The organism is Quisquiliibacterium sp., from assembly GCF_982640115.1.
Genome location: NZ_CEXFHW010000071.1, coordinates 1 through 18173 on the forward strand (window position 1 = coordinate 1; position 18173 = coordinate 18173).

The window sequence follows — 18173 nt, forward strand, 5'->3', positions numbered from 1 at the left end:
GCGAAAAGGCATTGCCGTGAAACTGGCGGTTATCCAGGAACTCGTCGCGCGTCGTGCCCTTGAAGCGGGCTACCTTGAGCAACAACTGCGAGAAGTCTGGCAGTGGCGCATCGTCGGCGCAGAAAAGCACGACCGCCGCCCGCGAGACCTTGTCGCCATCGACCAGCAGGCCCAGCCCGCGCAGGAGCTCCAGCGGCTCGCGCGTACCCGGGTCGTCCACCCTGCCGCGGCGGATGGACTCCTCCAGCGTCAGCACCATCTCGCGCCGGTCCAGGCGACTGACATCCCAGTCGGCAGCAGGCCGGTTCTCCCAGCGCTCGGTCGCGTGCATCTCCTCCAGCAGCAGACGCTGGTAGGTCTCGCGCGGCATCGTGCGGGTGGTGTTCAGCACCCGCTCATAGGCCACGCCGCGAAAGGCGACAGGCGCGCGCGCCGCGCGAGGCGCGGTGAGCACCAACACCGCGTGGCCATCGTCGATGCTTACGCGCTCGACCGATGGAAACAGGGGCGGCTCGAAGCCCTGGAACTCCCGCGCCAGTTCTTCCAGAGTGCGGTCGGTGACCGTCTGACCCGCGACCTTTCCCGCTGGTGTGATGCCGAACAGCACTCGACCACCTTGACCGTTGGCGAAGGCGCAGAGGGTTCTGCAAGCGCAGTCCTTTTCGGCGGTGGATTTCTTGAATTCGAGCGCGGCGGATTCACCGGCGGCGGCGCAGGCCCGGACCATCTCGACGGAGGCGCCCATCCCGTTCACGGCGTGTCTTCCCGCGCGATGAGCCTGGACGGCGAGCGCCCCGACGGCTCGCGATCGGACAGCGTCGGCAGCTTTCGCAAGGCCGGTCCGAGTTTTCGTTCCGCCACGCGCAGGTCGTACACCGCCTGCAGATTCAGCCAGAGCTCGGGGCTGGTACCGAAGAAGTGGCCCAGCCGCAGCGCCGTGTCGCCGGTGATGCCCCGCTGGCCGTTCAGAATGCCGGTGATGCGGTTGGTGGGTACCGCGATACGCCGACCCAACTCGGCAGCGCTCATGTCCAGCGCCGCCAGCCGTTCGGCCAGGTGCGTGCCGGGGTGGATCGGAGTGCGTGCGAGGGAAGATGTCATGGGAAGGCTGCTGACGATGTCGGCCGAGGCCGGATCGACGCCTGTTGAATATTTACGGATATCGTAACGGATGGCATCGCCGGCGGCGAGCGAAGTGCCGCGGTCATTAGCCGACGTCTGTCATGCAGGCTGCCTGCAACATGGAGTGGCCCGCGTTTCCTGCGATAGGCAGGCTATAACAAGAAGCGACGCCCCTCGGTGGGTCAGCCGGTGGTGGTCTGCCTGGCCTCCCTAGCCACCTTCTCCCACTCATCCAGCAGATCCGCCCAGCGCTGCATCATCACCGCGCGGTCGGTCAGATACTCGGCGTGGTTGTAGGTGCGTCGCACCGCGTTGGGCTCCACATGCGCGAGCTGGCGCTCGATCCAGTCGGGCCGGTAACCCATCTCGTTGAGCCGGGTGCTTCCGTGCAGCGCCCGCAGCATCTCGACCGCCTGCCGGGGCAACGGCACTGCATGGTGCCTTGCGCTGCTTCATGCGCTCGGCCGCGATGCGCCGCTGCATCGAGCAACCCGCCGGTCATGCTGCGCTTGGCCTCGACGGCGACGCTCTGCCCGTTCCTGCGGGCGCCGGTGGTGGTCTCCTCCCAGCTTTTCATGGTCAGCCAGTCGCGGGCCTTGGCCAGCGTGAAGCGGCCGCCGTCAGCGAGCGTGCAGGCCTTCTCTCGCGAACGGGCCGCGCGGCACTGGGTATCGGTGAGCATGGGCGCCTCGAAGGGTTGGCGACCGTACCCACCGATTGTCGGGGTGGCGAACGGTCCGTACCCGCGACGCCACTCACTTTCGGATTGGCTGGCAACGGCAACGGATGGCGCCGACCTGACCTGTGATCCTAGGAAAATCAGGAACTTGATGCTCTGAAGGAGGCCCGCAAGAACCGCCGGAATTCCCCCTGACCGTCAGACGTTGAACCGGAAGTGCATGACATCCCCGTCGTGCACCACATACTCCTTGCCTTCCAGCCGCATCTTGCCCTTCTCCTTGGCGCCGGCCTCGCCCTTGCAGGCGATGAAGTCGTCGAAGGCGATGGTCTCGGCGCGGATGAATCCCTTCTCGAAGTCGGTGTGGATCACGCCTGCGGCCTGCGGCGCGGTGGCGCCGATGCGCACCGTCCAGGCCCGCACCTCCTTCGGGCCGGCGGTGAAGTAGGTCTGCAGACCCAGCAGCTTGAAGGCGGCCCGGATCACACGGTTCAGGCCGGGCTCGTCCATGCCCATGTCTTCGAGGAACACCGCCTTGTCCTCGTCGGGCATGTCCGCGATCTCGGCTTCCACCGCCGCACATACCGGCACCACGATCGCCCCGGTGGCCTGCGCATGGGCGCGCACCGCCTCCAGGTGCGGATTGTTCTCGAATCCGCCTTCCTTCACATTGGCCACGTACATGGTCGGCTTGGCGGTGATCAGGCACAGCGGCTTGAGCAGCGCCTTTTCCTCGTCGTAGAGATCGAGCGAGCGCACCGGCCGCGCCTGATCGAGCACGGCCTGGCACTTCTCCAGCACCGCCACCAGGCGCGCCGCCTCCTTGTCGCCGCCGGCGCGCGCCACCTTGCCGTAGCGCACCAGCGCCTTGTCCACCGTGGCCATGTCGGCCAGCGCCAGTTCGGTGTCGATCACCTCGATGTCGGAGAGCGGGTCGATCCGGCCGCTCACATGGATCACATTGCCGTCCTCGAAGCAGCGCACCACATGCACGATCGCGTCGGTCTCGCGGATGTTGGCAAGGAACTGGTTGCCCAGACCTTCACCCTTGGAGGCCCCGGCCACCAGACCGGCGATGTCGACGAACTCCACGGTGGCATGCAGCAGTTTCTGCGGCTTGACGATGCCGGCGAGCAGATCGAGCCGCGGGTCGGGCACCTCGACGATGCCGACATTGGGCTCGATGGTGCAGAACGGGTAGTTCTCGGCCGCGATGCCGGCCTTGGTGAGGGCGTTGAACAGGGTGGACTTGCCGACATTGGGCAGGCCGACGATGCCGCACTGGAGAGACATGGCGCGTTTCCTTGGGGACGGGCCGCGGCAAGGCGAGGGCTGCCCGGCAAGAAGCGAATTGTACTGGCGCGCCTGGCAGGGCCGGCCGCGCGGGCGTCAATCGCGCGTGGGCGGCGCGGCAGCGGCGGCGAGCGCGGCCGCGAGATGCCCGGCGATGACTGCCTCCTCGTCGGTGGGGATCACCCAGACCCGCACCGGCGCCCCGGCCGGGCTGATCAGGCCCTGGCTGCCCGCGCCCTGCGCGGCGTTGGCCATCGGCTCGATCCGCAGCCCCAGGAAGGCCAGGCCCTCCACCGTCTCGGCGCGGGTGAGCGGGTCGTGCTCGCCGATCCCGCCGGTGAACACCAGCGCATCGAGCCCGCCGAGCGCTGCGGCCAGCGCGCCCACCGCCTCGCGCAGGCGCGCCACGAAGTGCGCGATCGCCTCCCGGGCCTGGGGCAGGTCGCTCTCGCGCAGGCTGCGCATGTCGGCGCTCAGCCCGCTCAGACCCTTGAGGCCGCTGCGCCGGTAGAGCAGGTCGGTGAGCGCGGCCGCATCCATGCCGCGCTCGGCCATCAGCCACAGCAGCACGCCCGGGTCGAGGTGGCCGGGCCGCGTGCCCATGGGCAGGCCGTCGAGCGCGCTGAAGCCCATGGTCGAGGCGAGCGACCGGCCCGCGCGCAGCGCGCAGGCCGAGGCGCCGCTGCCCAGGTGCGCCACCACCGTGCGCCCGGCCGCCGCGGGCGGATCGAGCTCGGCCAGGCGCCGCGCGATGTACTCGTAGGAGAGCCCGTGGAAGCCGTAGCGACGCACGCCGGCGGCATGCAGTTCGCGGGGCAGGGCATAGGCATCATGCTCGGGCGGATGCCCGTGGTGGAAGGCGGTGTCGAAGCAGGCAAGCTGCAACGCTTGCGGAAACCGTTCGCGCGCCGCGCGGATGCCGGCGAGGTTGAAGGGCTGGTGCAGCGGCGCAAGCGGGCCGAGCCGCTCGAGCGCCGCCAGCACCGCCTCGTCCACCACCACCGGGGCGGCGAAGCCCGGGCCGCCGTGCACCACCCGATGCCCCACGGCGCGCACCGCGCGGCCGGGGGCCCACACCGGCAGACCGGCGAGCACCCGGGCAAGCGCGGTGTCGAGGTCGCGCACCGCCTGCGGCCCCTGGCTGACAAGCGGCTCGCGCGTGCGCGGCCTCCCTGCGGGCGCAAGCTCGAGCCTCGGCTGCGCGTCCAGCCCGGCGATCTGGCCGGCGAGCAGCTGCCGGGGCGCGGCGCCGGCGTCGTCGAAGAGCGCGAACTTCAGCGACGAGGAGCCGGCGTTGAGCGTGAGCAGGCTCACGGCGTGGCGGATGCGCCGGCGGCAGGCAGCGCGCTGGCGCCGGTGGCCTGCCAGTGCTGCAGCAGCACCGCCAGCGCGCAGGAGAGCAGCCGCGCGCGCGCCGGGTCGGCGCGGCTGGTGAGCATCACCGGCACCCGCGCGCCCAGCACCAGCCCGGCCGACTCGGCATGGGCGAGAAAGCTAAGCTCCTTGGCGATCAGGTTGCCGGCTTCCAGATCGGGGGCGATCAGCACCTCGGCCCGCCCGGCCACCGGCGAGTCGATGCCCTTGGCGCGCGCCGCGCCCGCGTCCACCGCGTTGTCCATGGCGAGCGGCCCGTCGACCAGGCCGCCGCTGATCTGGCCGCGCTCGGCCATCTTGGCCAGGATGGCCGCGTCCAGCGTGGACGGGATGTCGGGGTTCACGGTCTCGACCGCGGAGAGCACCGCCACCCGGGGCTGCGCCAGCCCGCAGGCGCGGGCGAGGTCGATGGCATTGCGCACGATGTCGGCCTTGGTGGCGAGGTCGGGCGCGATGTTGATCGCGGCATCCGAGATGAAGAGCGGATGGTCCACGCCGGGCACATCCATGAGGAACACATGGCTCATGCGCCGCGCCGTGCGCAGCCCGGCCTCGCGCGCCACCACCGCCGCCATCAGTGTGTCGGAGTGCAGCGAGCCCTTCAGGATGGCCGCGGCGCGCCCTTCGGCGCACAGCGCGACCGATCGCTGCGCGCAGGCCGCCGCCGAATCGGCGCTGACGATGGCCACGCCGGCGAGCGACCGGCCGGCGGCATGCGCCAGCTCGGCGATGCGCGCCGGATCGCCGACCAGGATGGGCGTGATGAGGCCGGCCTCGGCCGCGAGCAGCGCGCCCTCCAGCGAGGGCAGGTCGTGCGGCATGGCCACCGCGGTGGCCAGCGGCGGCAGCGCCGCGCAGGCGGCCAGCAGCCGCTGGCCGTGGCCATGCCGGTGCACCAGCACCTCGGGCGGGGCGCCCCCGGCCAGCGACTGGCGGGTGTCGGCGGCGATCACCTCGGCCAGGCCTTCGGCCACCGGCTCGCCGGCCGATGAGCTCACCAGGGTCTGCAGAACCAGCAGCGCCGGCGCGCGCTTCTCGAGCAGCCGCAGTTCGAAGCGCAGCTCGTCGCCCACCGCCACCGGCCGGTGATACGCCAGCGAGTGCGCCCGCAGCCGCGCGCCCGGACCGGGCAGGCGGGTGGCGATCAACCGGGCGATCTGTTCGCCGATCCAGCCTGCGGGCGCCAGCGTGTCGTGGGCACCGGGCGCGGCGCCGGCGCCGGCGGCGGGCAGCGCCACCGGGCTGCCGCCGGCGAGCGCGAAGGCCCGCAGGTCCTGCGCGGTGCACACCCGGCTCGCGCGGGCGCTGTCGCCCACGGCCAGCTCGTCGAACAGCCGGTTCTCGATCGCCATGAGGGGAAGGCTATCATCGGATGGCAACGGTTCCGTGCGGTGTTCCAGGAGGCAGCGAAATGCCGGTGTCGCTCGATGGCAAGCTGGTGGTGGCGATCTCGTCTCGGGCGGTCTTCGACTTCGAGGAGGAGAACCGGGTCTTCGAACGCGACGACGATGCCGCCTACATGGCCCTGCAGCGCGAGCGCCTCGAGCGCCCGGCCGCCCCGGGCGTGGCCGGCGCCCTGGTGCGCAAGCTGCTGGCCTTTGATGCGCCCGACACGCCCGAGCCCGAGCGCCGGGTCGAGGTGGTGGTGGTGTCGCGCAATGACCCGGTGAGCGGTCTGCGGGTGTTCCGCTCGGCGCGCCAGGCGGGCCTGCGGCTGGAGCGCGGCGTGTTCACCCGCGGTCGCACGCCCTGGCCGTATCTGGTGCCGCTCAAGGCGAACCTCTTCCTGTCGGCCAATGGCGACGATGTACGTGCTGCGCTCGAGGCCGGCTTCCCGGCTGCCCGCGTGTTCCCCGATTCGGTGAAGGCGTCCGAGTCGCATCCCGACGAGGTGCGCATCGCCTTCGACGGCGATGCGGTGCTGTTCTCCGACGAGTCGGAGCAGGTCTATCAGCGCGACGGGCTCGATGCCTTCCAGCGCCACGAGGAGACCCACGCCGCGCGGCCGCTGCCCTCGGGGCCGTTCATGCCGCTGCTCGAGGCGCTGCACGGCCTGCAGCGCGCCGGCAGCCGCGCCGGCATGCGCATCCGCACCGCGCTGGTCACCGCACGCAGCGCGCCGGCGCATGAGCGCGCGATCCGCACCCTCATGGACTGGGGCCTGGAGGTGGACGAGGCGATGTTCCTCGGCGGGCTCGACAAGGGCCCGTTCCTGCGCGAGTTCGAGCCCGACTTCTTTTTCGACGACCAGACCCGGCACTGCGAGTCGGCGGCGCAGGCCGGGCCCACCGGCCATGTGCCCTCGGGCATCGCCAATCAGCCCGGCTGAGCCTCAGCCGAAAAAGCGCAGCACATCGGCCTTGCGCGCCAGCGCATCGGCCCGGCCCAGCGCCACCAGCCGGCCGGTGTAGCCCGGCACGAACAGCAGGTAGGAGCTCAGCGCCGCGCCGCGCGTGTCGGTGGCGCCGATCAGCCGCAGCAGCACGCGGATGTTGCGCGGCAGCTCGCGCACATGCGGCGCGGCCAGCGTGTCCAGGCGCTGGCTCGGCGAGATCACCAGCGGCTCGATGTGGCGAAGCCCCGCCGCGCCATCGGCCTGCGGCGCGAGCGCGGCCAGGGTGCGGTTGACGCGGCTCAGCCGCTCGATGTCGCCGGAGAGCGCGTCGAGGAAGATGCCGGCCATGGCATGGCCGGCGATCTGGGCGAGGCTGGGATAGTGCTCCTGCGAGCCCGCCGGCCCGGACTGGCGGGCCGGGGTCTCGAAGCGGCCGGCGCCGATCACCACCAGCCGGTCGGCCCCGAGGTGGATCGCCGGGCTGATCGGCGCCGACTGCCGCATCGACCCGTCGCCGAAGAACTCGTGGCGCTCGTCGATGGGCAGCGGCACCGCCGGGAACACGAAGGGGATCGCGCTCGAGGCGAGCAGGTGGTCGATGCCGATGCGGGTGGGCGCCGCCAGCCGCTGGGTGCGGTACCAGGGCGCCAGCGCCGAGCGGGTCTCGTACCAGGTGACATGCTGGCCCGAGGTGTAGCTCGACGCGGTGATCGCCAGCGCGCGCAGGCAGCCGTCATCGAGGCAGCGGCCCAGACGCTCGGTGTCGATCACCCGCGCCAGCAGCTCGCGCAGCGGGCTGTTGTCGAAGAGCGAACGCGGCCGGGTGCGTGCCAGCCAGCCCAGAAGCAGTGCGCCCAGCCAGTGCGCCGCATTGCCCAGCGAGCCGCGCAGGTCCACCCGGTAGATGTCCTGCGGCTGCACCGTGCGCCACAGGCCGGCGATGCGCCGGATCGCCTCGGCCCAGTTGTCGCAGCCAGCCGCGTAGGCCGCGGCATTGATCGCGCCGGCCGAGGTGCCGCACACCACCGGGAACGGGTTGCGGTCGGCCGGCCAGCCGGCCTGTTCGAGCAGTTCGGCCAGGCCCTCGAGCACGCCGGCCTGGTAGGCGGCTCGCGCGCCGCCGCCCATCAGGATCAGTCCGGTTGTCGCGGTGGTGTCGGGCACGGCGTGAGGCAACTCGGGCGCTGCCCGGGCACGAACCGGTCAGCCAGTAGAATGCGGGTCTTCGATCGTACGACCTTTCCCGGAAGGATGCGCCCATGGCCGTGAACCTGCGTGTGCCTGACCCCGCCGAGCTCCACCCGGTTGCCGGTGTGCGCATCGGCACCGCGCGCACCGGCATCCGCAAGCCCGGCCGCCGCGACCTGCTGGTGGTCGAGATTGCCGCGGGCGCCAGCGCGGCCGGCGTGTTCACCCGCAACCGCTTCTGTGCGGCGCCGGTCCAGGTCTGCCGCGAGCATCTCGCCGGTGAGGGCGCGGCGGCCATTCGCGCACTGGTGGTCAACACCGGCTGCGCCAACGCCGGCACCGGCCAGCCCGGTCTGGCCGACGCTCGTGCCACCTGTCGCGAGCTCGCCGCGCGCCTGGGTTGCCAGCCCGCGCAGGTGCTGCCGTTCTCCACCGGGGTCATCCTGGAGCCGCTGCCCATGGACCGCCTGGTGGCCGGTCTGGCCCCGGCCGTAGCCGATCTCGCCGAGGCGCGCTGGGCCGACGCCGCCGAGGCGATCATGACCACCGACACCCTGCCCAAGGCCGCCTCGCGCCGGGCCACCGTGGCGGGCGCCACGGTCACGGTCACCGGCATCGCCAAGGGCGCGGGCATGATCCGGCCGAACATGGCCACCATGCTCGGCTTCCTCGCCACCGACGCGGCGGTGCCGCCGGCCCTGCTGCAGCGCTGGGTACGCGAGGCGGCCGATGCCAGCTTCAACCGCATCACCGTCGACGGCGACACCTCCACCAACGACTCCTTCGTGCTGGTGGCCAGCGGCGCCGGCGGCCTGCGCATCGCGGCCGAGGACGACGCCGGCGCGGCCCCGCTCAAGGCCATGATCGTCGAGGTGGCCCGCGAGCTTGCGCAGGCCATCGTCCGAGACGGCGAAGGCGCCACCAAGTTCATTTCGGTGCAGGTCGAGGCCGCCGCCACCCCGGCCGAGGCGCAGGCGGTGGCCTACGCGATCGCCCACTCACCGCTGATCAAGACCGCCTTCTTCGCCTCCGACCCCAACCTCGGGCGCATCCTGTGCGCCATCGGCTATGCCGGCATCGACGACCTCGATGTCGACCGCGTCGATCTCTTCCTGGACGATGTCCCTGTGGCCACCGCGGGCGGGCGTCATCCCGACTACCGTGAGGAGCAGGGCCAGCGGGTGATGAAGCAGTCCGAGATCACCGTGCGCGTGGTGCTCAACCGCGGGTCGGCCACTACCACGGTGTGGACCTGCGACCTCTCGCACGACTACGTGTCCATCAACGCCGACTACCGTTCCTGAGATCCGCGGCCGATGTCCGACCTGAACCAGCTCATCCAGCGCGCCGAGCGGATGCTCGAGCGCCTCGAAACCCTCATGCCGGCGGTGGCCCCGCCCGACTGGTCGGCCTCGGTCGCCTTCCGCTGGCGCCGCCGCGCCACCGGTCTGGGCGTGCAGTCGTGGCTGCAGCCGGTGCGCCAGCTGTCGTCCATCCGCCTTGCCGATCTTCATCACATCGACGAGCAGAAGGACCTCATCGAGCGCAACACCCGCCAGTTCGTGCGCGGCCGGCCGGCCAACAATGTCCTGCTCACCGGCTCGCGCGGCACCGGCAAGTCCTCGCTGATCAAGGCCTGCCTGAACGAGCACAGCGCCCGCGGCCTGCGCCTGATCGAGGTCGACAAGGACGATCTGGTCGACCTGCCCGACATCGTCGAGCTGGTGGCTGGCCGCCGTGAGCGCTTCATCGTGTTCTGCGACGACCTCTCCTTCGAGGAAGGCGAGGCCGGTTACAAGGCGCTCAAGGTGGCGCTCGATGGCTCGGTGGCGGCGCAGTCCGAGAACCTGCTGATCTACGCCACCTCCAACCGGCGTCACCTCATGCCGGAGTACATGGCCGAGAATCTCGATGCCAAGCATCAGGAAGACGGCGAGATCCATCCCGGCGAACGGGTCGAGGAGAAGGTCTCGCTCTCGGAGCGCTTCGGCCTGTGGGTGGCGTTCTATCCGTTCCGTCAGGACGACTACCTCGGCATCGTCGCCCACTGGCTGGCCAGCTTCGGCTGCGCGCCGGCCGAGATCGATCGCGCCCGTGCCGAGGCGCTGCGCTTCGCCCTCGAGCGCGGCTCGCGCTCCGGTCGGGTGGCCTGGCAGTTCGCCCGCGACTGGGCCGGCCGCCACGCTGGCCGCGGCCGCAAGCGCGCCTGAGCCTGCCGGCATGAACCCGCGGCCGAACGCGCCGGCATGAGCCCGCGCCTGGAGGTGGCGGTCGGTGTCATCGTCGGCGCCGAGGGCACCGTGCTGCTCGGGCAGCGGGTGGCGGGCAAGGCCTATGCGGGCTGGTGGGAGTTCCCGGGCGGCAAGGTCGAGCCCGGCGAGACCGTGGCCGCGGCGCTGGCCCGCGAGCTCGACGAGGAGCTCGGGCTGACGGTGCGCCGGTCTCATCCCTGGCTGGTGCGCGAGTTCGTCTATCCCCACGCCCATGTGCGTCTGCACTTCCGGCGCCTTTTTGCGGCCTGGGGCGATCTCGGCGGTGTGCCGCGCGGGCGTGAGGGCCAGGCCTTCGCCTGGCAGCCATGGGCCGGCGCCGCCGTGCAGCCGCTGCTGCCGGCGAGCGAGCCGGTGTTCCCCTGGCTGCGTCTGCCCCCATTCATGCCTGCCTGGACCCCCGGTCAGCCGCTTGCCGCGCTGGCCGCGGCTGCCGCCCGCGTGCTCGACGCGGCCGGGCTCCAGGCGCTTGGCCCGGTCACTGCGCCGCTGGCCGTGCTCACGCTGCCGGAGCGGCCGGATGCCGCCGCCATCGGCGCTGCTCGGGCTGCGGCGGCAGAACTCGTCGCGGCGGGTGGGCGTCTGCTGGTGCCTGCGAGGCTGGGCGAGGCGCTGTGGCGGGAGACTGGCGCCGTCGTGCTCGATCCCGCCGCGCTCTCGGCGCTGAGCGCAAGGCCCGATGCCCCCTGCTGCGCGGCGTTCTGCGAGGACGAAGCCCAGATCGAGCGCGCCGCCGACCTCGGGCTGGATTTCGTGATGTCACCCTGTCTGCCGCACGCGCCGCGCCTGCCGGTGTACCGGGTGTCGGCCGGCGCGGCCGACGCCGCGTTGCGTCCCGCGATCGAAGCCGGCGCGCACGGGCTGGCTCAGGTCGGTACCGGCCCGCCCTGAGCCCGCAGGCCCGGGGCTCAGCTCAGCGGCGCCCCGGGTGACTGGCCGGTGGGCCCGTCATCATCCAGCGGTTCGCCATCGATCACATAGGCGCCGCTCGCCCAGGCGCCGAGATCGCCGGTCTTGCACCGCTCCGAGCAGAACGGGCGCCAGCGATTGGCGGGCGAGAAGACCGCCGGGCGACGGCCGGCCGGGCAGGCCACCACGCGGTCGGATTCGCGGTTGCCCGTGGTCATGCGCGGCGGCTCAGAGATTGCACAGGGCGAGTTCGAAATCGACATCGCTGTCGAGCGCACGCGGGCGCAGATCGCCGTCCTGCAGGGTGAAGCGGATCCAGATCAGGTAGCGATTGGCGCTGATCTCGGGGATGGCGCCGGTGGCGGGATCGAGCCGCACCCGCACCATCTGGTAGGTCTTGCCGCCGAGCGGCTGCTGGAAGCTGCCCTGGCGGGCGGTCTGCACGCTGTGGTGGGCACTTTCGCGCAGCAGGCGCAGCACGATGCGCAGGCTGTCCTGCAGCGGCCGCAGCGGCGCGGCCCAGGTGGCGATGTCCCGGCGCCGGACTTCGGCCTGACGGTGCTGCCAGGCGTGATACGAGGGCAGGTCGAATTCGCAGGCGCCCCCCGCGATGCCGGTCCGGCTGCGGATGCTCATCAGCCACTCGTTCTCGCGCAGGTGCTGCCCGGACTTGCCGGCCACGGCGTTCAGGCTGGTCCAGGCGGCCTCGATCTGGCCGAGCACCTGGTCCAGGGCGTCGGTGGAGACATCAGGGTTGCTGCGCAGGGGGATCAGGGCGTGCCGCTGCCGGTCGAGCTCCTGGAGCAGATCGGATTTCAGGTCGGCGCGCGACGCGACCTCCAGGACATCGAACAGCGTGACCAGTGCGATGTGGTGATCCTGGGCTTCGTCGCGGGTGGCAAACCGGTCGAACCGCCCGAACAGCGACTCCAGGCGCAGCAGCGTCCGGACCCGTTCGTTCAGGGGGAATTCGTAGAGGATCAAACCGTCTGGCCGGCTGGACTGCGGGCCACCCCGCAAGCCGGGCGATTCTGGCGCAATCGCGGGGGAATGACAAACCCCGACCCTTCGTGGCGCTCAGGTCGGGATTTCCGCCGGCCGGGCTCAGGCAAGCAGGGCGAGGTAGCGCTCGTGGAGGGCCCGCACCCGCTGCGCCAGCGTGTCGGGCGCGCCGTCGTTGTCGATCAGGTCATCGGCCGCGGCCAGCCGCTGCTCGCGGGTGGCTTGCGCCGCCAGGATGGCCTCGACCTGCTCGCGTGGCAGGCTGTTGCGCTTCATGACCCGCTCGATCTGGGTCTGAGGCCGGCAGTCCACCACCAGCACCCGCTGCGCGCGCTCGCGCGGTTTGCCGCCCTCGACCAGCAGGGGCACGACGAGGATGGCGTACGGGCTGGTGGCCAGGCCGAGCTGGCGCTCGCTCTCCTGGCGGATCAGCGGATGCAGGATGGCTTCCAGACGGCGTCGGGCGGCCGGATCGCTGAACGCGAGCTGGCGCATGGCCGCGCGGTCCAGGCGACCGTCGGCCGCGATGACCGCTGCGCCGAATGCCGCCTGGATGGCCGGCATGGCCATGCCGCCCGGCCCGGTGAGCTGGTGCGCGATCAGGTCGGTGTCGACCAGCGTCACGCCGAGCTCGGCGAAGTGGTTGGCCACTGTGGTCTTGCCGCTGCCGATGCCGCCGGTCAGTCCGACGACCAGAGGAGGTCTGCGGCCGCCGTCAGCGGGGCCGGGATGGGAGCCGGGAACGGGGGAGGGGGCTGGGTCGCTCAACGGGGCACGCCAGTCTGATCAGGACAGCCCCAAGTATGCAGCGATCGGCTTGCCGAAGTACAAGGTGAGCAGTCCCGCGCCCGCCAGGTAGGGGCCGAATGGAATCGGCACTTCGCGGCCGTGGCGGGCGAACACGATCAGCCCGATGCCCACCAGGGCACCCACCAGCGACGAGAGCAGAATCATCCCGGGCAGCGCCTGCCAGCCGAACCAGGCGCCCAGCGCACCGAGCAGCTTGAAGTCGCCGTAACCCATGCCTTCCTTGCCGGTGGCGAGCTTGAACAGCCAGTACACCGCCCACAGGCTGCCGTAGCCGGCCATCGCGCCGATCACGGCCGACTCCAGTGGCACGAACACCCCGGCGAGATTCACCGCCAGCCCTGCCCACAGCAGCGGCAGCGTGAGGTTGTCGGGCAGCAGCTGGGTGTCCAGGTCGATGCCTGTGAGCGCGATCAGCGTCCAGGTCAGCAGCAGTGCTGCGATGCCGGCGGCGCCCGCACCGAGATGCCAGACCGCCAGCCCGCTCAGGACCGCGGTGGCGAGTTCCACCAGCGGATAACGCATCGGGATCGGGCTGGCACAGGCCGAGCAGCGCCCGCGCAGCACCAGCCAGCTCAGCACCGGGATGTTCTCGAGCGCGGTGATCCGGTGGCCGCAGGCCGGACAGGCCGAGCGCGGCAGCACCAGGTTGTAGACCGGCTGCTCGGGCGGCGTCTCGCCGCGCATCTCGGCGGCCTGACTTGCCCACTCCCGCTCCAGCATGATCGGCACGCGGTGGATCACCACATTGAGGAAGCTGCCCACCAGCAGCCCCAGCAGCGCAGCGAGGGCCACGGCGGCGGCGGGCGATGTCAGAAGCAGTTCGGTCATGCAGGGCCTGATCGGGAAAGAGGCCCGCAAGGGCCGCGAGCGCTGCCGGGCTCAGACCACCTGGCCCATCTTGAAGATCGGCAGGTACATGGCGACCACCAGTCCGCCGATCACCACCCCCAGGAAGGCCATGATGATCGGCTCGAGCAGGCTGGAGAGGCTGGCGACCGCCTCGTCGACCTCGCGCTCGTAGATGTCGGCCGACTTGCCGAGCATGTCATCGAGCGAGCCGGATTCCTCGCCGATCGAGGCCATCTGCATGACCATGTTCGGGAAGACATTGGCGTTCTGCATGGCCACGGTCAGGCTGGTGCCGGTGGAGACCTCGCCCTGGATCTTGCGGGTGGCGGTCAGGTAGACATGGTTGCCCGAGGCGCCGCCCACCGAGTCGAGCGCCTCCACCAGCGGCACACCGGCGGCGAACATGGTCGACAGGGTGCGCAGCCAGCGCGCGATCGAGGCCTTGCGGATCACCTCGCCCAGGATCGGCAGGCGCAGCAGGGCCCGGTCGACGGCGATCTGCACCGCCGCCGATCGGCGCCAGCTCTGGAGGAGAAAATAGATGCCGGCGAACAGGATGCCGAAGATCAGCCACCAGTAGGCGACCACGAGATCGGACATCGCGATCACCATCAGCGTGGGTGCGGGCAGGCTGGCGCCGAATCCCTCGAAGACGCTCTTGAAGGCGGGGATCACGAACAGCATGATGATCGTGACCACGATCGCCGCCACGCCCATCACCGCGCAAGGGTAGAACAGGGCCGACTTGATCTTGCCCTTGAGGGCCTGCATCTTCTCCTTGTAGAGCGCCAGCCGCTCCAGGAGATCATCGAGGATGCCGGCCTGCTCGCCCGCGCCCACCAGGTTGCAGAACAGGTCGTCGAAGTACAGCGGGTAGCGGCGGAAGGCCTCCGAGAGCGCCGTGCCGGTTTCCACATCGGACTTGATTTCGGTGAACAGCCGCGCCACCGAGCCGTTCTCGGTGCCCTTGGCCACGATGTCGAAGGCCTGCAGCAGCGGCACCCCGGCGCGCATCATGGTGGCCAGCTGGCGGGTGAACAGCGTGATGTCCTTCTCGGTCACCTTGCGGCCGCGCGAATAGCTGCGCTTCTTGACCTTGGTGACCATCACCCCCTGCCGGCGCAGGGTGGTGTTGACCACCGCCACACCCCCGGCACGCATCTCGCCGCGCACGGTGCGACCGGCGCGGTCGCGGCCTTCCCAGAGGTAGGTGAACTGCTTGACCGGCGCTGCCGCCACCGCCTTGCCTGCCATGGTGTGTGTCCCGTCCCGGCTATTCGTTGGTCACGCCCAGGACTTCCTCGATCGAGGTCAGCCCCTGGCGGACCTTGATCAGGCCGCTTCGGCGCAGGTCATTGACGCCCTCGCGCCGGGCCTGCTCGGCGATCTGCATGGCGTTGCCATTCGACAGGATGATCCGCTGGATCTCCTCCGAGATCGGCATGACCTGATAGATGCCCACCCGGCCCTTGTAGCCGCTGCCCTTGCAGCGCTCGCAGCCCACCGGCCGGAAGGGCACCCAGCTGCCATCAAGGTCGTCCTCGCGGTAGCCCACCTGCAGCAGGCCGTACTCGTCGATGTCCAGCGGCTGCTTGCAGGTGCACAGCCGCCGCGCCAGCCGCTGCGCGGTGATCAGGATCACCGAGGAGGCGATGTTGAAGGGCGCCACGCCCATGTTCATCAGCCGGGTGAGGGTGGTGGGCGCGTCGTTGGTGTGCAGCGTGGAGAGCACCATGTGGCCGGTCTGCGCGGCCTTGATGGAGATGTCGGCGGTCTCCAGGTCGCGGATCTCGCCGACCATGATCACGTCGGGGTCCTGGCGCAGGAAGGCCTTGAGTGCCACCGAGAAGCTCAGCCCGGCCTTGTCGTTGACATTCACCTGGTTGACGCCCGGCAGGTTGATCTCCGCAGGGTCTTCGGCGGTGGAGATGTTCACCCCGGGCTGGTTCAGGATGTTCAGGCAGGTGTAGAGCGACACCGTCTTGCCCGAGCCGGTGGGCCCGGTGACCAGCACCATGCCGTAGGGCCGGGAGACCGCCTTGAGCAGGTGCTCCTTCTGGTCGGGGTCGTAGCCCAGGGCGTCGATGCCCAGCTTGGCCGACGACGGATCGAGAATCCGCATCACGATCTTCTCGCCGAAGAGCGTGGGCAGCGTCGAGACCCGGAAATCGATCGCGCGGGTGGGGCTGAGGGCGAGCTTCATGCGGCCGTCCTGCGGCACGCGCTTCTCGGAGATGTCCAGCCGCGAGATGACCTTGATCCGCGAGGCCAGCTTCTCCTTGATCGCCATGGGGGGCTGGGCGAACTCCCGCAACTCGCCGTCGATCCGCAGTCGGATGCGGTAGAACTTCTCGAAGGGCTCGAAGTGGATGTCGGACGCGCCGCTCTCGATCGCGTCGATCAGCACCTTCTGCAGGAATCGCACGATCGGCGCATCGTCGACCTCGGCGCCGGTCTCCACCACCGCGGCGGTCGGTTCGGGCTCGAGCTTGGCCAGATCCTCGTCGAGCATGTCCGAAGTGAACTCGGCGAGCTGCTGGCTGTCGCTCCGGTTGCGGCCTTCCAGCATCCGGACCAGCTTGTCGTGCTCGATCACCACCGGATCGAGGGTGCACTGGGTCTGGAACTTGATGCGGTCGAGGGTCTCGATGTCGGTGGGGTCCGACAGCGCCACCGACAGGCGGGTGCCGCGCCGGCACAGCGCGATCACCCGGGTCTCGCTGGCGAGCTTGGGGTCGATCAGGTCGGCCGGCAGCGCACCGAGATCGAGGGCCGCCACATCGAGCAGCGGGTGGCCGAAGGTCTCGGCGGCGAAGCGGGCGAGGTCGGGCGCCGGGAACCCGCCCGAGCCGATCAGCTCGTCGATGAACCGGACCTTGGCGGCGTCTGCCTTGCGCTGGATGGCCAGCGCGCGATCGGCTTCGAGCAGCCGGTGCTGGACCAGCGCGCGACCGATGCCGGCCAGCGAGACGGTCTCGGTTGCGGTCTGATTGGGGGGTGGGGCCATGGCGGATGGGCGGGGCTTCTGGCGCAGGAAGTTCATGATGCGCGGCAATCGGGGCCGGGGTAAGCCGCGATGATTGCCGGGAGGACAAACGGCCGCTGGCGTCCGGATGAACGGCCCGGTTGCTACACTTGCCCGAAAGACTGCCACAGGAGGAGACACCCATGGCCAACAGCCACGACAAGCCGGGCGGACGGCGCCTGCGTTCGCGAGCCTGGTTCGACAATCCCGACAATCCGGGCATGACCGCGCTCTACCTCGAGCGCATGATGAACTACGGCCTCACGCTCGACGAACTGCGCAACAGCGGCAAGCCGGTGATCGGCATCGCCCAGACCGGCAGCGACATCGCGCCCTGCAACCGGCACCATCTCGAGCTGGCCCGCCGGGTGCGCGACGGCATCCGTGATGCCGGCGGCATCCCCCTGGAATTCCCGGTGCATCCCATCCAGGAGACCGGCAAGCGCCCCACGGCGGCGCTGGACCGCAACCTCGCCTACCTCTCGCTGGTAGAGGTGCTCTACGGATACCACCTCGACGGCGTGGTGCTCACCACCGGATGCGACAAGACCACCCCGGCCATGCTCATGGGGGCGGCCACGGTCGACATCCCGGCCATCGTGCTGTCGGGCGGGCCGATGCTCAACGGGTACTACAACAACGGCCTGGCCGGCTCCGGCACCGTGGTCTGGCACGCCCGCCAGGAGCTCGCCGCCGGCCGGATCGACTATGACCAGTTCCTCGAGATGGTCGCCTCCTCGGCTCCCTCGGTAGGCCACTGCAACACCATGGGCACGGCCCTGTCCATGAACAGCGTGGCCGAGGCGCTGGGCATGTCCCTGCCCGGCTGCGCCGCCATCCCCGGGCCCTACCGCGAGCGCGCCCAGATGGCCTACGCCACCGGCCGGCGCATCGTCGAGATGGTTCATGAAGACCTGCGTCCCTCGCGCATCCTCACCCGTGAGGCCTTCGAGAACGCGATCGTCGCCTCGAGCGCCCTGGGCGCCTCCACCAACTGCCCGCCGCATGTCACCGCCATTGCCCGCCACATGGGGGTGGCCCTCGACATCACCGACTGGGACCGCATCGGCTACGAGGTGCCCCTGCTGGTCAACCTGATGCCGGCCGGCCAGTATCTCGGCGAGGAGTTCCATCGCGCCGGCGGCGTGCCGGGGGTCATGAACGAACTGCTGCGCGCCGGCAAGCTGCACGGCAATGCGCTCAACGTGTCCGGTCGTACCATCGCCGAGTGCTATGCCGACACGCCGGTGCGCAACCGCGATGTCATCCGGGCCTACGACCAGCCCCTGCTGCCCCAGGCCGGCTTTGCGGTGCTCA

The 18173-nt window shown here is 70.6% G+C and carries 17 protein-coding genes and 1 pseudogene; 5 read left to right on the top strand and 13 right to left on the bottom strand.

From position 1 onward, the window contains the following. The 6 genes and pseudogenes from AC2H6A_RS09800 to AC2H6A_RS09825 all read right to left on the bottom strand — a co-directional run. A partial coding sequence (locus AC2H6A_RS09800) for an AlbA family DNA-binding domain-containing protein (RefSeq protein WP_484272996.1) occupies positions 1–745 on the bottom strand: 745 nt, incomplete at its 3' end. Positions 746–750: 5 nt separating this feature from the next. Then, positions 751–1101 (bottom strand): HigA family addiction module antitoxin, encoded by a 351-nt coding sequence (locus tag AC2H6A_RS09805; protein WP_484272998.1) that lies wholly within the window; start codon positions 1099–1101, stop codon positions 751–753. Positions 1102–1304: 203 nt separating this feature from the next. After that, positions 1305–1596: pseudogene (locus tag AC2H6A_RS09810) on the bottom strand (tyrosine-type recombinase/integrase); the annotation flags it as partial. Positions 1597–1999: 403 nt separating this feature from the next. After that, positions 2000–3094: a redox-regulated ATPase YchF gene (ychF, locus tag AC2H6A_RS09815; protein ID WP_484273000.1), complete on the bottom strand. Its 1095-nt coding sequence runs from the start codon at positions 3092–3094 to the stop codon at positions 2000–2002. 96 nt (positions 3095–3190) lie between these two features. After that, positions 3191–4408 (bottom strand): acetate/propionate family kinase, encoded by a 1218-nt coding sequence (locus AC2H6A_RS09820; RefSeq protein WP_484273002.1) that lies wholly within the window; start codon positions 4406–4408, stop codon positions 3191–3193. Continuing rightward, entirely contained in the window at positions 4405–5820 is a 1416-nt protein-coding gene (locus tag AC2H6A_RS09825) for a bifunctional enoyl-CoA hydratase/phosphate acetyltransferase (protein ID WP_484273004.1), read from the bottom strand. Before AC2H6A_RS09825 ends, AC2H6A_RS09820 begins: the two co-directional genes overlap by 4 nt. A 59-nt stretch (positions 5821–5879) precedes the next feature. Here AC2H6A_RS09825 and AC2H6A_RS09830 point away from each other — a divergent pair, with 59 nt between their 5' ends. Continuing rightward, positions 5880–6797: a 5'-nucleotidase gene (locus AC2H6A_RS09830; RefSeq protein ID WP_484273006.1), complete on the top strand. Its 918-nt coding sequence runs from the start codon at positions 5880–5882 to the stop codon at positions 6795–6797. Between the two features lie 3 nt (positions 6798–6800). Here the strand turns inward: AC2H6A_RS09830 and AC2H6A_RS09835 are convergent, their stop codons facing one another. Then, on the bottom strand, positions 6801–7967 hold the full coding sequence (locus AC2H6A_RS09835) for a patatin-like phospholipase family protein (RefSeq protein ID WP_484273008.1): 1167 nt from the start codon (positions 7965–7967) through the stop codon (positions 6801–6803). Positions 7968–8062: 95 nt separating this feature from the next. Between AC2H6A_RS09835 and argJ the strand changes: the two genes are divergently transcribed. Genes argJ through AC2H6A_RS09850 form a run of 3 tightly spaced genes read left to right on the top strand, consistent with a single transcriptional unit; the run spans position 8063 to position 11152 of the window. Next, complete coding sequence (gene argJ / locus AC2H6A_RS09840; protein WP_484273010.1) at positions 8063–9295, top strand: bifunctional glutamate N-acetyltransferase/amino-acid acetyltransferase ArgJ; 1233 nt, start codon at positions 8063–8065, stop codon at positions 9293–9295. A 12-nt stretch (positions 9296–9307) separates the two neighbouring features. Next, positions 9308–10201 carry an ATP-binding protein gene (locus AC2H6A_RS09845; protein WP_484273012.1) on the top strand — a complete coding sequence of 298 codons (894 nt, stop codon included), beginning with the start codon at positions 9308–9310 and terminating at the stop codon, positions 10199–10201. A gap of 36 nt (positions 10202–10237) precedes the next feature. Next, a complete protein-coding gene (locus AC2H6A_RS09850) occupies positions 10238–11152 on the top strand; it encodes an NUDIX domain-containing protein (protein WP_484273015.1) in 915 nt (304 codons plus the stop codon). Between the two features lie 17 nt (positions 11153–11169). Here the strand turns inward: AC2H6A_RS09850 and AC2H6A_RS09855 are convergent, their stop codons facing one another. From AC2H6A_RS09855 to pilB, 6 genes are all read right to left on the bottom strand, one after another. Beyond that, positions 11170–11388 (bottom strand): DNA gyrase inhibitor YacG, encoded by a 219-nt coding sequence (locus tag AC2H6A_RS09855; protein WP_484273016.1) that lies wholly within the window; start codon positions 11386–11388, stop codon positions 11170–11172. 10 nt (positions 11389–11398) lie between these two features. Next, entirely contained in the window at positions 11399–12154 is a 756-nt protein-coding gene (gene zapD, locus AC2H6A_RS09860; RefSeq protein ID WP_484273017.1) for a cell division protein ZapD, read from the bottom strand. Positions 12155–12274: 120 nt separating this feature from the next. Then, positions 12275–12868, bottom strand: a complete 594-nt coding sequence (gene coaE / locus AC2H6A_RS09865; protein WP_484273033.1) for a dephospho-CoA kinase — start codon at positions 12866–12868, stop codon at positions 12275–12277. Between the two features lie 90 nt (positions 12869–12958). Continuing rightward, positions 12959–13810, bottom strand: a complete 852-nt coding sequence (locus AC2H6A_RS09870) for a prepilin peptidase (protein WP_484273019.1) — start codon at positions 13808–13810, stop codon at positions 12959–12961. 51 nt (positions 13811–13861) lie between these two features. Then, positions 13862–15085: a type II secretion system F family protein gene (locus tag AC2H6A_RS09875; RefSeq protein ID WP_484273024.1), complete on the bottom strand. Its 1224-nt coding sequence runs from the start codon at positions 15083–15085 to the stop codon at positions 13862–13864. Positions 15086–15104: 19 nt separating this feature from the next. Continuing rightward, positions 15105–16838, bottom strand: a complete 1734-nt coding sequence (gene pilB, locus AC2H6A_RS09880; protein ID WP_484273027.1) for a type IV-A pilus assembly ATPase PilB — start codon at positions 16836–16838, stop codon at positions 15105–15107. A 161-nt stretch (positions 16839–16999) separates the two neighbouring features. On the opposite strand from pilB, the gene AC2H6A_RS09885 reads away from it, so the two are divergent. Further along, a partial coding sequence (locus AC2H6A_RS09885; RefSeq protein ID WP_484273030.1) for a dihydroxy-acid dehydratase occupies positions 17000–18173 on the top strand: 1174 nt, incomplete at its 3' end.